Below are 13,467 nucleotides of genomic sequence, written 5' to 3'. Positions count from 1 at the left end.
ACCACGGACACCCGCTAGATCGGTGTCCGCAATGTCTCAACCCGAAACGTGTGGAGTAACCTGCGCCCTCGACTACGCGAGGAACCGCAGCGCGGCTGCGTAACCCTCGAAGCCGAGCCCCACGATCACGCCCGTGGCGACCGAGGACAGGTACGAGTGGTGGCGGAACTCCTCGCGCGTGTGCACGTTGGTGATGTGCACCTCGACCAGCGGCGCGGTCAGCATCGCGGCTGCGTCGCGGATGGCGATCGACGTGTGCGTCCAGGCGCCCGCGTTGATGACGACCGGGCTGCCGGCGTCGGCCGCGTCGTGGAGCCAGCCGATCATCTCGGCCTCGCTGTTCGTCTGGCGCACCTCGACGGTGAGGTCGACCTCTGCCCCAGCGGCGTGGCACAGCGCGACCAGGTCGTCGTAGGTCCGGTCACCGTAGACCGTCGGTTCGCGCAGCCCGAGGCGGTTGAGGTTCGGGCCGTTGAGGACGAGGACGGTGGCCATCACGTTGCTCCTTGGTCGTCGCCGGGCGCTCGCTCGGCGTGAAAGTGCCAGGCCAGTATCTCGGACGACGTCTCTGCGCTCACACGCACGCGCCCCTCGCCCGTCACGCGCACGACGTCGCCGGCGTCGAGCGTCTCGCCCTCGACCTCGACGCGGCCGCGCGTGACCTGCAGGTGCACCGCTCCGTCGGACGGCAGGTCCACGACGTCCCCGCCGTCGAGCAGCGCCGCGAGCAGCGTCACAGCGTCGCGGAGCCGCAGCACCTCGAGCAGGTAGCCGCGCGCACCCTGGAGATCCCACTGCCGGTACGCCGGTGGTCCCGGATCGGGATCGGCGAGCTCGGCGTCGGCCGGCGCCAGCATCATCTGGAGGAATCGGAGCGGCTCGGTCGGTGACGCGTTGCGCTCCGTGTGCTCGACACCGGATCGCGCACTGACGTGCTGCACCTCCCCCGGGCGGACCACGCCGCGGGTGCCGGTCGAGTCCTCGTGCGCGAGAGCACCGTCGAGCACCCAGGTGACGATCTCGACGTCGCTGTGCCGGTGGCTCTCGTAGCCCGCCCCCGGATCGAGCCGCTCCTCGTTGACCGCGCGGAGCGGACCGAACGCCACGTTGTCGGGGTCGTAGTGGTCTCCGTACGAGAAGCTGTGCCGCGTCGTGATCCCGTCGCGGCACGTCTCGAAGCGCTCGTCGGAACGAACGACCTGCAGCGCGCGGCGCGGCTCGGAGTCACGCCGACGACGGAAGACCCTCACGCGTACCCCAGCTCGTGCAGGCGGTCGTCGTCGATGCCGAAGTAGTGCGCGATCTCGTGCGCGACCGTGATGCCGACCTCCTCCACCACGTCGTCCTCGACGTCGCAGATCGCGAGGGTCGGGTTGCGGTAGATCGTGATGCGGTCGGGCAGGACGCCGCCGTACGCCGAGGTGCGTTCGGTGACCGGCACCCCGTCGTACAGGCCGAGCAGCGTGGGGTCATCGTCGGGTGCGTCGTCCTCGATGAGCAGCACGACGTTCTCGAGGAGACCGGTGAGGTCCTCGGGCAGCGCGTCGAAGGCCTGCTCGACGAGCTCGGCGAACCTGTCCTGCGACATCTCCATCACGGCTCCAGTCTGCCCGAGAGCACCACAGCACCTGCCCGGCTTTGGCGACACGGCGCGCATCCCCGTACGATGAACCGTCCGTGCGCGTCGCGGACGGGACGCCCTCATCGTCTAGTGGCCTAGGACGCCGCCCTTTCAAGGCGGTAGCACGGGTTCGAATCCCGTTGGGGGCACCCTCTCTCGGTCTGCTCCAGGGCGAGTGCCCACGAGGCACCCCCCGATTTTGGAGTCGCGAGAGGCGTCCGCTAAAGTGGTGCTCGCACCGCTGAGCGGTGCGACAACTAAAGATTGGCCCTGTGGCGCAGTTGGTTAGCGCGCCGCCCTGTCACGGCGGAGGTCGCGAGTTCGAGTCTCGTCAGGGTCGCATCGATCGAGAGGCCCGCACTTCGGTGCGGGCCTCTCGTCATTTCTCTGGTCTGGTCGCGTCGGACACGTGGCCACTGTCACAAATAGTTGCGGAATGCACCTTTTGTGATGCACGTTTCAACCACTATGCCCGTCACCCTGCCTGAGCTCACTCTGCCGCGCGCCGCACAGGATCTCCTGTTCCGCGAGGCCCGCACCGCCAACGCCTTCACGGACGAGGCGGTGACGGCGGACGAGATCCGCGCCGTCTACGACCTCGTGAAGTACGGTCCGACCGCGATGAACGGCCAGCCTCTGCGCATCACTCTGATCACCAGCGACGAGGCCCGCGCCCGGCTGCTTCCCCACATGGCCGAAGGCAACCGCGCGAAGACCGCGAGCGCACCGGTCGTCGCGATCCTCGCCTCCGACGCCGACTTCCACGAGTTCCTCCCGACCGTGCTGCCCCACGCGCCCCACATGCGCGACGTCCTGCACGACGCCGCCGACAACCGGACCGCGATGGCAGACCTCAACGCCGGGCTCCAGATCGGCTACTTCATCATCGGCGTCCGAGCTGCAGGACTGTACGCCGGCCCGATGACCGGCTTCGACGGCGCGGGCATCGACGCCGAGTTCCATGCAGGCACGAACCGGAAGACGCTGGTCGTCGCCAACATCGGCCACCCCACCGAGAGCAGCTGGTTCGACCGGCTACCGCGTCTCGACGACGCCGACGTCATCACCGTCCTCTGAGCCGATCGCACTGCCGCGGCCGGTTTCTCACCGGCCGGGACCGCCTTGTATAGTGGTGCTCGCCCGGGTCGCCCCGGGCGCATCGTTGTTCAGGTGCCGTTCCGACGGCCACCGGCAACGGCCAGGTAGCTCAGTTGGTACGAGCGTCCGCCTGAAAAGCGGAAGGTCGCCGGTTCGACCCCGGCCCTGGCCACACCACGAAGGCCCGCAGACATGACGTCTGCGGGCCTTCGGCGTGTCGACCTCGACCGCGGAGTCGTACGGCTCCGCTCGGTGACGCAGGACCGCGACGGTCAGCGGGACGACGTCGCGCGGTAGACGGCGTACGCGAGCCCGATCACGACGGCATCCTCGACGACTGCGGCAGGCAGATCGGGGCGTCCGGTGCGCGCCCACGCCCGGCGCCAGGCCAGACCGGCGAACGAGCCGACCACCGCTGCGCCACCGGCGACGGCCGCGGGGACCAGCACCGGCTCCCCGGCAGAGCGCGCCAGGAAGGCCCCCGTCCCGGCGCCGCTGAGGACGCGACCGGACAGTGACGGGGCCTTGAGCCGGCTGGAGGCGCGCGGCAGCTTGTCGCCGATCAGCTCCCCGGCGACCGCGACGAGCGCAGCGGCGCGCGCAGGCGCCGGTCGATCGCTCGCGAACGCGGTGACCGCAGGTCCGAGCGACGCGCGACCTCCGCTCGCGAGACCGATGCCGAGGCTCTTCAGCAGCAGAGAACGGTTCGTCGGGACGTCAGTCATGGTCTGTCCTCTCGATTCGTGCGCGGCAGCAGGTCCCCCGACCCTCGACCACGGCGTACGGATCCGTTCTCGAGCCTCCCGCGTCAGCTGGCGCGGGACTCGTCAGCGGCACCGAAGTCGTCGTCGGTGCCGAATCCCTCGGCGAGAAGGCGCCGAACCTCGCTCTCACGAAAACGGCGGTGACCGCCGAGCGTACGGATAGAACTGATCTTGCCTGCTTGTGCCCAGCGGGTCACGGTCTTCGGGACGACGCGAAACATCGCGGCGACCTCAGAGGGCGTGAGAAGGCGTTCCGCATCGGGGGAGTGCGAATCCATGGTGTGAATGATGCCAAACACACCCATCCCGAGCCGAGGGGTATACGCGAATCCGTACCGAGATGTAACCGAATTGGGTTCCCTACGACAAATCGCACCCACCGGCGCACGTCACGAGCCGCCCTAGAGTGGGGGAATACGTCTGAGGAGGCTGGCTGTGGTGGGTACGACGACGGTGTCCCCGTTCGGTGGCGGTCACGAGCAGGTGGTGTTCTGCCAGGACGAGCAGAGCGGGTTGAAGGCGATCGTCGCGGTGTGGTCCACCGCGCTCGGGCCCGGGCTCGGCGGCACGCGCTTCTACCCGTACGCCGACGAGCAGGCCGCGCTCGCCGACGTCCTCGCGCTCTCTCGCGCGATGGCGTACAAGGCTGCGCTGGCCGGGCTCGACCTCGGCGGCGGCAAGGCCGTGATCATCGGCGACCCGCGCCGCGACAAGTCCGAGGCGCGGCTGCGGGCGTACGGGCGCTTCGTGGAGTCGCTGAACGGCCGCTACTACACGGCGTGCGACGTCGGCACCTTCCCCGAGGACATGGACCTGATCGCGCGCGAGACCTCGTACGTCACGGGTCGGACGACCGCGCACGGCGGTGCCGGCGACTCGTCAGTGCTCACCGCCTTCGGCGTGTTCCAGGGCATGCGCGCGTGCGCCGAGTTCGTGTGGGACAGCCCGTCGCTCGCGGGCAGGACAGTCGGCGTCGCCGGGGTCGGCAAGGTCGGACGCCACCTCGTCGGCCACCTCGTCGAGGACGGCGCCGACGTCGTCGTCACCGACGTCGACCCGTCGGCGCTCGAGGCGGTTCGAACCCTGTACCCCTCGGTCCGCACGGTGGCCGACACGGCCACGCTCGTGCGCGAGCAGCTCGACGTGTACGCACCGTGCGCCCTCGGCGGCGCGCTCGACGACGAGACGGTCGCCGTCCTCAGTGCGCGGATCGTGTGCGGCGGAGCCAACAACCAGCTCGCTCACACCGGCACGGAGGAGCTGCTGTCGGAACGCGAGATCGTGTACGCGCCCGACTACTGCGTGAACGCCGGTGGGCTGATCCAGGTAGCCGACGAGCTCGAAGGCTTCTCGTTCGACCGTGCGAAGGCACGCGCGACCAGGATCCAGGCGACCACGCTCGACGTGCTGCACCGCGCGAAGGACGAGGGAGTCGCTCCCTCGAAGGCGGCCGACCGCATCGCCGAGCAGCGGATGCGCGAGGTGTCACGACTGCGGGGCGTCTGGCTGCCCTGACCTCCCGCTGCCACGTGGTGCGCCGGTCTCGCCAGGCCGCACGTACGATCAACGTCGTGCTCCGAGACCTGGCCCCGGCAGTTCGCCGCGACGACGTCGTCATCCCGACGCTTCATGGCTGAGGCGTCGGAGGCGGCGCCGCTCACCGCGTGGTCGCTGCTGCGTCGCACCCTCCGTCGCCACCGCGGTCGGCTGGTCGGTTCGTACGCCCTGCTCAGCCTGTGGCAGGTGTGCGAGGCACTCGTGCCGGTCGCGATCGGCATCATCATCGACACCGCGATCGCACCGGGCGACGTCTCGGCGTTCGTGGTCGGCGCCCTCGGGCTCTGCGTGCTGATGGGCGTGCTGAGCTACTCGTACCGCTTCGGCGCACGGCTCGGGTTCGGTGCCGTGCAGCGCGAGCAGCACGCGCTGCGGCTCGAGCTCACCGAGCACGTGCTCCATCCACGCGGCGCACGCACGGGGCTGCTGCCCGGCGAGCTGCTGTCGGTCGCGACGAGCGACACGGATGCGGTCACCTACGTCGTACGACAGCTCGGCTTCGCCCTGAGCGCGCTCGCGGCGACCGTCGGCACGGCCGCGTACCTCCTGTGGCTCGACGTCCAGCTCGGGCTGCTCGTCCTCATCGGGGTGCCTGCCGTCGTCGCCCTGACCCAGGTGATCAGCCCGGTGATCGCGCGCCGCTCCGGCACCGAGCAGGAAGCCGTCGCCCGTGCCGCGGGCATGGCGACCGACCTCGTCCAAGGCGTACGCCCGCTGGCGGGCGTCGGCGCAGAGCGGGTCGCCGTCGCCCGGTACCGCGACGCGAGCAGCCGGGCCGCGGCCGCGGCCGTCCGCACGGTGCGCGGCTGGGGCGTCCTCGCCGGAGCCACGAGCGGACTCAGCGGACTGCTGCTCGCCGCGGTCGCCCTCGTGGCGGGACTGCGGGCGCTCGACGGGGACCTGTCGCTCGGGCAGTTCGTCGCTGTCGTCGGACTCACCCAGTTCCTCGCCGAGCCTGTCGGCCTGCTCGCGGAGATCGGAGCGCACGCCGCCGCGTCGCACGCGTCGGCGGGCCGTGTCGGCGCCGTCCTCCGTACGCCGCGCCTCGTGCCGGAGGGCGACGCCTCGCCGGCCGACCCCCTGGTGCTCGCCGTCGAAGGAGTCGTCTCTGGCCCGTTGCGCAGCCTCGACCTCGTGGCCGCGCCCGGCGAGCTGGTGGCGGTCGTGGTCGACGACCCGGCCGCATCGGACACGCTCGTCGCCCTCCTCAGCGGTGAGGCCGTCCCCGACAGCGGAGAGGCTCGGCTCGGTGGAGTGCCCTTGCACGGTCTCGACGTCGCTGCGCGCCGAGCGGCGTTGCTCGTCGCCAGCCACCACGTCGACCTTTTCGAGGGCAGCGTCCGCTTCAACGTCGACCCCACCGCGGTCGCACCGGACGACCGGCTCGCGGCCGCCCTCGACGCCTCCGCTGCGGCCGAGGTCGTGCAGGGCCACCCGGACGGGCTCGACCGTCGCGTCCGGGTCAGCGGAGCCTTGTCCGGCGGGCAGCGCCAACGCCTCGCTCTCGCCCGAGCTCTCACCGCGGACCGCCCCTTCCTGGTGCTGCAGGACCCCACCAGCGCGGTCGACTCGGTGACGGAGGAGGTGATCGCCGCGGGCATCCGCGGCCTTCGCCACGGCGAGGGCTCGACCGCCACGACCGTCGTCATCACCTCCAGCCCGTCCGTGCTCCAGCGAGCCGACCGCGTCGTACTGGTCCTCGACGGGAAGACCGTCGCCGAAGGCACCCACACCGACCTCCTCGGTCGCGCCGACTACGAGGAGGCGGTGCTCCGATGAGCGGCACGATCCTTCCGATCGCGTCCCGGCGCGAGACCGTCGGCGTGGCGTGGACCCTGCTGCGTGAGCGGCGCGCCGCACTGGCGCTCGCGACGACCGCGTTCGCGGCGAGCGGCATCCTCGGGCTCGTCCCGCCGTGGGTCCTGGGCGACCTCGTCGACATCGTCCGCGACGGAGGCACGACGACCGAGGTGGTCCGTGCGGCGTCGGTGATCGCTGCGGCTGCCGTCGCCGCCGCGCTCTGTGCCGGACTCGCCGTCGCCGCCCTCGGCCAGGCGGTCGTCCCTGCGCTCGCCCGGCTGCGCGAGGAGGTCGTCGCACGCGTCCTCGGCCTCGAGCCTGACCGGATCGAGGAGGCCGGCACCGGTGACGTCCTGTCGCGGGTCGGCGACGACGTCCGCACGGTCACCGACACCCTCGACGAGGCGGTCCCGTACACGGTGGAGTCGTCGGTCGCGATCGCCTTCACCGCCGTCGGGCTCGCGGCGATCGACTGGCGCCTCGGGCTCGCCGGCCTGTGCGCGCTGCCCTTCTACGTGCTCGGCCTGCGCTGGTACCTGCCGCGGTCCGCCCCGCTCTACCGCGAGGAGCGGATCGCTCAGGGCGAGCGCGCGGAAGCCTTGCTGACCGGCGTCCACAGTGCACGGACGCTGCGGGCGCTCGGGTACGGCGAGGCGTGGCAGGAGCAGGTCGCCGTCCGCTCGTGGCACGCGGCCACGGTGTCGATCACCGTGTACCGGATGCTCACCCGGTTCTTCGCCCGGACCAACCGGGCCGAGCTCGTCGGACTGCTCCTCGTGCTCGGCACGGGCTTCGTCCTCGTCCGCGACGACATCGTCACGGTGGGCGCCGCGACGACGGCCGCGCTGTTCTTCCACCGCCTCTTCGGGCCGATCGGAGGGGTGCTCACGACCTTCGACCAGGTCCAGTCGGCTGGTGCCTCACTGGCTCGTCTCGCCGGACTCGCGCTCCTGCCCGACTCCGACGACGAAGCCGGAAGCACGGTGCGCACGGAGACGGAAGTCCCCGACCGGTCGGGACTCGCACTCGAGGTCGCGGGCATCCACCACCACTACAGCGACGGCGACGAGGTCCTGCACGACGTGACGCTGAGCGTCGGCGCCGGCGAGCGCGTCGCCCTGGTCGGGGCGACGGGTGCGGGCAAGTCGACCCTCGCGCTCGTCGCGGCAGGTCACCTGGTCCCGACCTCGGGGGCACGCGGTCTCGGCGGCGCCTCGTACGAGGAGTGGGGCGCCCGCGGCGTACGGAACCAGGTCGCGCTCGTCACCCAGCAGGTGCACGTCTTCGCCGGCACGGTCCGCGACAACCTGACGTTGGCCGCCGCGGACGCCGACGACTCCGCGCTGCACGACGCGCTGCGGCGTACGCGGTCGTCCGGCTGGGTCGCCGCGCTCCCCGACGGACTGGGCACCGTCGTCGGCGCGCACGGGCACCCGCTCACCCCCGCCCAGGCTCAGCAGCTCGCGCTCGCCCGGATCCTGCTCGCCGACCGTCCGGTCGTGGTCCTCGACGAGGCCACAGCGGAAGCCGGTTCGTCAGGGGCCAGGCAGCTCGACGAGGCCGCGGCCGACGTCCTCCGGGGCCGCACCGCCCTCGTGGTCGCACACCGGCTCACGCAGGCGGTGCAGGCTGACCGGATCGTCGTCCTCGACCACGGTGCGATCGTCGAGGAAGGCACTCACGACGAGCTGCTCGCGCAGGATGGTCAGTACGCCCGGCTGTGGGCGTCCTGGTCCCAGTCCTGAGACGGACGGCGGCGCGTCTGTCAGTGCGCAAGACACGACGCAGCCCGCGGGAGAATCCGGCGGGCTGCGTCGGCGACGTTCACTTCGGAGGACCGGACTCGCTGTCGGCGAAGTCGGCGTACTTCTCGAGAAGCTCGGGGTCCGGCTCTTCGACAGCGCCGTCGGGCTCACCGTGGAGCTCGCGCTGCAGCTGGTCGAAGTCGGTGTCGAGCGTCTGATACTTCAGGTTGCGTGCAACCTTCGTCTGCTTGGCTTTTGCACGGCCGCGCCCCATAGGGTCCGACCCCCTCGCGAAGTCTCGGAATGTGGTCTCTCGTAGCGCTAAGGCTACCTGTTGAGGCCAAGGATGCGCGAACCGACCCGGCGACTCGTCACCGACGATTCCGGCACCCGATGTCGAGGGTGATGCAGATCACACTGCGCGGTAGCCGCCGACCAGCTCAACCCCTCCGCCGGGAACATCGAGGACCTCGCCGCACTCCCAGGCGTCGATGCCCTGCTCGGCGAGAACGGCGAGTGCACGCTCTGCCGAGTCGCGAGCGACCAGCGCCACCATGCCGACACCCATGTTGAGAGCGGACTCCAGATCGGGACGAGAGACCCCGCCGAGCTCGCCGACCAGCCCGAACACCGGGGCCGGCGTCCAGGTGCTGCGCTCGACCCGGACGGAGACGCCGTCCGGGATCACACGCGCCAGGTTCGCGGCGAACCCGCCACCGGTGATGTGGGACATCGCGTGCACCTCGACCGCCGACGCCAGCTCCAGGCACGGCTTCGCGTACAGGCGCGTCGGCGTCAGCAGCGTCTCGCCGAGGGTGCCCCCGAGCTCGGACACCTCACGCTCGACGTCCCAGCCGGCCACCTCGAAGAAGACCTTGCGGACCAGCGAGTAGCCGTTGGAGTGCAGGCCCGACGACGCCATCGCGATCACGGCGTCGCCCGCCTGGACCTTGTGAGCGCCAAGCAGCGACTCTGCCTCGACGACGCCGGTCGTCGAGCCCGCGACGTCGTAGTCGTCAGGACCGAGCAGGCCCGGGTGCTCGGCGGTCTCGCCGCCCAGCAGAGCGCAGCCCGCCTCCTCGCACGCCTGGGCGATGCCCTTGACGATCGCAGCCACCCGCTCCGGCACGACCTTGCCGGTCGCGATGTAGTCGGTGAGGAACAGCGGCTCCGCACCGCAGACGACGAGGTCATCGACGAGCATGCCGACGAGGTCGAAGCCGATCGTGTCGTGGACGTCCATGCGCTGCGCGATGGCGACCTTCGTGCCGACACCGTCCGCGGACGTGGCGAGCAACGGACGGTCGAAGCGCTTCAGCTGCGAGGCGTCGAACAGGCCGGCGAACCCGCCGATCCCTCCGAGGACCTCCGGCCGGCGAGCCTTCTCGACCCACTCCTTCATCAGCTCGACGGCACGGTCTCCGGCCTCGATCGAGACTCCGGCACTTGCGTACGACGTCACTGCGACCCTCCGCCGCTCAGGGATTGACCATGGTCACGGAGACGCGGTCGTCCGCGTGCTCCTCGGGCTCGAGAAGGTTCCTGCCGACCAGGCTGCCCTCGGGCAGCGCGACAGGGTACTCGCCGTCGAAGCACGCCCGGCACAGGTTCGCCTTGGGCACGTTCGTGGCGTCGACCATCTCCTCGAGCGAGATGTAGGACAGGGAGTCCGCGCCGATCGAGCGGCGGATCTCGTCCACCGAGATGCCGTTGGCGATCAGCTCGGCCCGGGTCGCGAAGTCGATGCCGTAGAAGCAGGGCCACTTCACCGGTGGACTGGAGATGCGCACGTGGACCTCGGCAGCACCCGCCTCGCGGAGCATGCGGACGAGCTGACGCTGCGTGTTGCCCCGCACGATCGAGTCGTCCACGACGACCAGGCGCTTGCCGGCGATGACGTCGCGCAACGGGTTGAGCTTGAGCCGGATGCCGAGCTGGCGCAGGGTCTGGCTCGGCTGGATGAACGTGCGGCCGACGTACGAGTTCTTGACGAGCCCGTGGCCGAACGGGATGCCCGAGGCCTCCGCGAAGCCGATCGCCGCCGGCGTGCCGGACTCCGGCACGGGGATCACGAGGTCGGCCTCGACCGGGGCCTCCGCGGCCAGGCGGCGACCGATCTCGGCTCGGACGGAGAAGACCCTCTGGTCGGAGATCTGGGTGTCGGGACGCGCGAGGTAGACGAACTCGAAGACGCAGCCCTTGGGCGCCGGCTCAGCGAAGTGGTGCGTACGGAGGCCGTCTGCGTCGATCGCCACGAACTCGCCCGGCTCGATCTCGCGGATGTACGAGGCACCGACGATGTCGAGCGCGGCAGTCTCGGAGGCGACGACCCATCCGCGCTCGAGGCGGCCGAGCACCAGCGGACGGATGCCCTGCGGGTCGCGCGCGGCGTACAGAGTGTCGTTGTCCATGAAGACCAGGGAGAAGGCGCCGCGCAGCTGCGGCAGCACCTCCAGCGCGGCGTCCTCGAGCGAGCGGTCCTCGTACGAGGCGAGCAGCGAGGCCATCACAGCGGTGTCGCTGGACGCGAACTCCCGCACACGGCCGACGAGCTCGCTGCCGGTCTCGGCGGTGCGCTTCTCGAGGAGGTCGGCGAGCTCGGCGGTGTTGGTCAGGTTGCCGTTGTGACCGAGGGCCACGGACCCGTGCGCGGTCGGCCGGAACGTCGGCTGCGCGTTCTGCCAGACGCTGGCGCCGGTGGTCGAGTAGCGGGTGTGGCCGATGGCCAGGCTTCCCTGGAGCGACTCGAGCGTGGCCTCGTCGAAGACCTGCGAGACGAGGCCCATGTCCTTGTAGACGAGGATCTGCGATCCGTTGCTCACTGCGATGCCCGCGGACTCCTGTCCGCGGTGCTGGAGGGCGTAGAGCCCGAAGTACGAGAGCTTGGCTACTTCTTCGCCTGGAGCCCATACTCCGAAGACACCGCAGGCATCCTGGGGGCCGACGTCGTGGGGGTCCAGGTCGTGGGTCAGACGACCGTCTCCGCGAGGCACGCCTCCAGTGTAGGTGCCTGGGGTGAATGCGCTCCTGCTCAGGGCTTCTTCGGGCGGTCCCAGAAGACGAAGAAGACAGCGACGATGAGCAGCGGAATGCCGACGGCGACCGCTCCGATGAGCGGTTGGGGAAGGGATCCGGCGGCGGAGATCTCAGCAAGAGGCACCACCTCAGAGTACGTCCTTGCCTCACCGTGTGACCCGTGTCACAGTCGTCACCACTGTCCGCCGACGCGCACGCGCCGCCCCGAGGAGTCAGCCGATGACCGCAGCCCCTCCGACACCTACCTTCCTGGATGATCGCCTGGCCTACTGGGCCGAGGTGACGCCGGACGCCGACTGCATGGACTACGGCGAGAGGGCATGGTCGTACGCCGAGTTCGACGACCGCGTACGCCGCGCTGCAGGCGGCCTGCGCGACCTCGGGCTGGGCCGGGGGGACGTCGTCGCGTTCCTCGACAAGAACCATCCGGCGTGCGTCGAGATCACTCTCGCGGCCGCCTCCCGCGGCATGGCGACCGCGATCGTCAACTGGCGCCTTGCCGGCGACGAGCTGGACTACACGATCAACGACTCCGGTGCCCGGGTCCTGTTCGTCGGGACGGAGCTGGTCCCGGCGATCGAGACGATCCGCGAGAGGCTCCCCACGGTCGAGCAGATCATCCAGGTGACGCCAGACGGAGCTGAAGGAGACGAGTACGAGGCGTGGCTCGCCGCGTCACAGCCTGCCGGACCGTCGCCCGACCACCGTCCAGACGACATCTGCCTCGTGATGTACAGCTCGGGCACGACCGGGCGACCCAAGGGCGTCATGCTGTCGCACCGCGCGATGGTCGCGCACACGGTGAACGCCCACGCGGACTGGGAGCTCGAGCCCGGCGACAAGAGCCTCGTCGCCATGCCGCTCTTCCACGTCGGCGGCACCTCGTACGTGCAGTTCGCGATCCACGACGGGTTCCCGAGCATCATGACGCGCGACCCCGACCCGATGTCGTTGGCGACGGCGATCATGAAGGGCGCCAACTCCGCGTTCCTCGTCCCCGCCGTCGCGCAGATGGCGCTCGCCGGAGGGCCTGAGGCCGCCGCGCTGTTCGGTCGCCTGAAGTTCTTCACGTACGGCGCCGCGCCGATGCCGCTGCCGCTGCTGCGCGCGGCGATGGAGGCGTGGCCGGACACGAAGTTCATGCAGGTGTACGGCCTCACCGAGGTGTGCGGCGTCGTGACGCACCTGCTCCCCGAGGACCACCTCGACGCCGACCACCCGGAGCGGCTGCTGTCGGCCGGCATCCCGATCCCGGGCGTGGAGACCCGCGTCGTCGACCCGTTCCTGCTGGAGGACGTGGCCGAGGGCGAGGCGGGCGAGCTGTGGTTCCGCACGCCGCAGCTGATGAAGGGCTTCCTCAACAAGCCCGGGGCCACCGCCGAGGTCATCACCGAGAACGGCTGGTTCCGGACGGGCGACATCGGGCGCTTCGTGGACGGCTACGTATACGTCGAGGACCGCATCAAAGACATGATCGTCACCGGTGGCGAGAACGTGTACTCCCCCGAGGTGGAGCGCGTCCTCACCGGACACCCCGCGGTCGCCGAGGTTGCCGTGATCGGCGTTCCCGACGAGCGCTGGGGCGAGAGCGTGAAGGCCGTCGTCGCCTTCCGCGAGGGCCAGTCGGTCACCGAGGAGGAGCTCATCGCGTACACGCGCGAGCAGCTCGCCGGCTACAAGTGCCCGCGGACGATCGACGTCGTCGAGCTCCTCCCCCGCAACCCGTCCGGCAAGATCCTCAAGCGCGACCTTCGCAAGGGCTACTGGGCGGAGTCGGGCCGCCAGATCTGACGGCTGGGCTCTGATCCATCAGCGCTGGATCAGGGCCCAGCAGCTCGCTGGATCA

General features: G+C 70.5%; 14 protein-coding genes and 3 tRNA genes. 8 read left to right on the top strand and 9 right to left on the bottom strand.

Annotation, left to right across the window (positions count from 1 at the left end):
* Positions 1-72: 72 nt before the first annotated feature.
* The 3 genes from aroQ to AB3M34_RS02655 are packed head-to-tail and all read right to left on the bottom strand — an operon-like array spanning position 73 to position 1,594.
* Positions 73-495 carry a type II 3-dehydroquinate dehydratase gene (gene aroQ, locus AB3M34_RS02665; RefSeq protein WP_370617533.1) on the bottom strand — a complete coding sequence of 141 codons (423 nt, stop codon included), beginning with the start codon at positions 493-495 and terminating at the stop codon, positions 73-75.
* Positions 495-1,250, bottom strand: a complete 756-nt coding sequence (locus AB3M34_RS02660) for a pirin family protein (protein ID WP_370617532.1) — start codon at positions 1,248-1,250, stop codon at positions 495-497. Before AB3M34_RS02660 ends, aroQ begins: the two co-directional genes overlap by 1 nt.
* Positions 1,247-1,594 (bottom strand): metallopeptidase family protein, encoded by a 348-nt coding sequence (locus AB3M34_RS02655; RefSeq protein WP_370619930.1) that lies wholly within the window; start codon positions 1,592-1,594, stop codon positions 1,247-1,249. The genes AB3M34_RS02660 and AB3M34_RS02655 overlap by 4 nt, the downstream gene beginning before the upstream one ends.
* 103 nt (positions 1,595-1,697) lie before the next feature.
* On the opposite strand from AB3M34_RS02655, the gene AB3M34_RS02650 reads away from it, so the two are divergent.
* The 4 genes from AB3M34_RS02650 to AB3M34_RS02635 all read left to right on the top strand — a co-directional run bounded on the left by AB3M34_RS02650 (position 1,698) and on the right by AB3M34_RS02635 (position 2,891).
* A tRNA-Glu gene (locus tag AB3M34_RS02650) sits at positions 1,698-1,770 on the top strand.
* Positions 1,771-1,887: 117 nt separating this feature from the next.
* Positions 1,888-1,961 (top strand) — tRNA-Asp (locus AB3M34_RS02645).
* A gap of 128 nt (positions 1,962-2,089) precedes the next feature.
* Positions 2,090-2,698: a malonic semialdehyde reductase gene (locus AB3M34_RS02640; RefSeq protein WP_370617531.1), complete on the top strand. Its 609-nt coding sequence runs from the start codon at positions 2,090-2,092 to the stop codon at positions 2,696-2,698.
* 119 nt (positions 2,699-2,817) lie between these two features.
* Positions 2,818-2,891 (top strand) — tRNA-Phe (locus AB3M34_RS02635).
* A gap of 100 nt (positions 2,892-2,991) precedes the next feature.
* Here the strand turns inward: AB3M34_RS02635 and AB3M34_RS02630 are convergent.
* Together AB3M34_RS02630 and AB3M34_RS02625 are read right to left on the bottom strand one after the other, a co-directional pair.
* A complete protein-coding gene (locus AB3M34_RS02630; RefSeq protein WP_370617530.1) occupies positions 2,992-3,444 on the bottom strand; it encodes a hypothetical protein in 453 nt (150 codons plus the stop codon).
* A gap of 83 nt (positions 3,445-3,527) precedes the next feature.
* Positions 3,528-3,761 (bottom strand): BldC family transcriptional regulator, encoded by a 234-nt coding sequence (locus tag AB3M34_RS02625; protein WP_370617529.1) that lies wholly within the window; start codon positions 3,759-3,761, stop codon positions 3,528-3,530.
* A 160-nt stretch (positions 3,762-3,921) separates the two neighbouring features.
* Here AB3M34_RS02625 and AB3M34_RS02620 point away from each other — a divergent pair, with 160 nt between their 5' ends.
* The 3 genes from AB3M34_RS02620 to AB3M34_RS02610 all read left to right on the top strand — a co-directional run bounded on the left by AB3M34_RS02620 (position 3,922) and on the right by AB3M34_RS02610 (position 8,585).
* Entirely contained in the window at positions 3,922-4,998 is a 1,077-nt protein-coding gene (locus AB3M34_RS02620) for a Glu/Leu/Phe/Val family dehydrogenase (RefSeq protein ID WP_370617528.1), read from the top strand.
* A gap of 114 nt (positions 4,999-5,112) precedes the next feature.
* The gene (locus tag AB3M34_RS02615) at positions 5,113-6,819 is read left to right on the top strand and encodes an ABC transporter transmembrane domain-containing protein (RefSeq protein ID WP_370617527.1); all 1,707 of its coding nucleotides are present in this window, start codon (positions 5,113-5,115) and stop codon (positions 6,817-6,819) included.
* Positions 6,816-8,585, top strand: coding sequence for an ABC transporter ATP-binding protein (locus AB3M34_RS02610; protein ID WP_370617526.1), 1,770 nt, complete (start codon positions 6,816-6,818; stop codon positions 8,583-8,585). The genes AB3M34_RS02615 and AB3M34_RS02610 overlap by 4 nt, the downstream gene beginning before the upstream one ends.
* A 79-nt stretch (positions 8,586-8,664) precedes the next feature.
* On the opposite strand, the gene AB3M34_RS02605 is transcribed toward AB3M34_RS02610, so the two are convergent.
* The 4 genes from AB3M34_RS02605 to AB3M34_RS02590 form a co-directional block, all read right to left on the bottom strand.
* On the bottom strand, positions 8,665-8,859 hold the full coding sequence (locus AB3M34_RS02605; RefSeq protein WP_370617525.1) for a DUF3073 domain-containing protein: 195 nt from the start codon (positions 8,857-8,859) through the stop codon (positions 8,665-8,667).
* Between the two features lie 138 nt (positions 8,860-8,997).
* On the bottom strand, positions 8,998-10,047 hold the full coding sequence (purM, locus tag AB3M34_RS02600; protein ID WP_370617524.1) for a phosphoribosylformylglycinamidine cyclo-ligase: 1,050 nt from the start codon (positions 10,045-10,047) through the stop codon (positions 8,998-9,000).
* A gap of 16 nt (positions 10,048-10,063) precedes the next feature.
* The gene (purF, locus tag AB3M34_RS02595; protein WP_370617523.1) at positions 10,064-11,578 is read right to left on the bottom strand and encodes an amidophosphoribosyltransferase; all 1,515 of its coding nucleotides are present in this window, start codon (positions 11,576-11,578) and stop codon (positions 10,064-10,066) included.
* 38 nt (positions 11,579-11,616) lie between these two features.
* Positions 11,617-11,745 carry a hypothetical protein gene (locus AB3M34_RS02590; protein ID WP_267236157.1) on the bottom strand — a complete coding sequence of 43 codons (129 nt, stop codon included), beginning with the start codon at positions 11,743-11,745 and terminating at the stop codon, positions 11,617-11,619.
* A 95-nt stretch (positions 11,746-11,840) separates the two neighbouring features.
* Here AB3M34_RS02590 and AB3M34_RS02585 point away from each other — a divergent pair, with 95 nt between their 5' ends.
* Positions 11,841-13,412: a long-chain-fatty-acid--CoA ligase gene (locus tag AB3M34_RS02585; protein ID WP_370617522.1), complete on the top strand. Its 1,572-nt coding sequence runs from the start codon at positions 11,841-11,843 to the stop codon at positions 13,410-13,412.
* The last annotated feature ends 55 nt before the right edge of the window (positions 13,413-13,467 follow it).

Origin of the sequence: Mumia sp. Pv4-285, assembly GCF_041320275.1 — a bacterium.
Taxonomy (GTDB): Bacteria; Actinomycetota; Actinomycetes; order Propionibacteriales; family Nocardioidaceae; genus Mumia; species Mumia qirimensis.
This window is presented reverse-complemented; position numbering and strand designations above follow the sequence as displayed.

Excerpts from the sequence above, each read along its gene's own strand:
- aroQ (WP_370617533.1), bottom strand. The coding sequence starts at position 495 with ATGGCCACCGTCCTCGTCCTCAACGGCCCGAACCTCAACCGCCTCGGG.
- AB3M34_RS02615 (WP_370617527.1), top strand. The coding sequence starts at position 5,113 with ATGGCTGAGGCGTCGGAGGCGGCGCCGCTCACCGCGTGGTCGCTGCTG.
- AB3M34_RS02610 (WP_370617526.1), top strand. The coding sequence starts at position 6,816 with ATGAGCGGCACGATCCTTCCGATCGCGTCCCGGCGCGAGACCGTCGGC.
- AB3M34_RS02655 (WP_370619930.1), bottom strand. The coding sequence starts at position 1,594 with ATGGAGATGTCGCAGGACAGGTTCGCCGAGCTCGTCGAGCAGGCCTTC.
- AB3M34_RS02630 (WP_370617530.1), bottom strand. The coding sequence starts at position 3,444 with ATGACTGACGTCCCGACGAACCGTTCTCTGCTGCTGAAGAGCCTCGGC.
- AB3M34_RS02605 (WP_370617525.1), bottom strand. The coding sequence starts at position 8,859 with ATGGGGCGCGGCCGTGCAAAAGCCAAGCAGACGAAGGTTGCACGCAAC.
- AB3M34_RS02625 (WP_370617529.1), bottom strand. The coding sequence starts at position 3,761 with ATGGATTCGCACTCCCCCGATGCGGAACGCCTTCTCACGCCCTCTGAG.
- AB3M34_RS02585 (WP_370617522.1), top strand. The coding sequence starts at position 11,841 with ATGACCGCAGCCCCTCCGACACCTACCTTCCTGGATGATCGCCTGGCC.
- AB3M34_RS02640 (WP_370617531.1), top strand. The coding sequence starts at position 2,090 with ATGCCCGTCACCCTGCCTGAGCTCACTCTGCCGCGCGCCGCACAGGAT.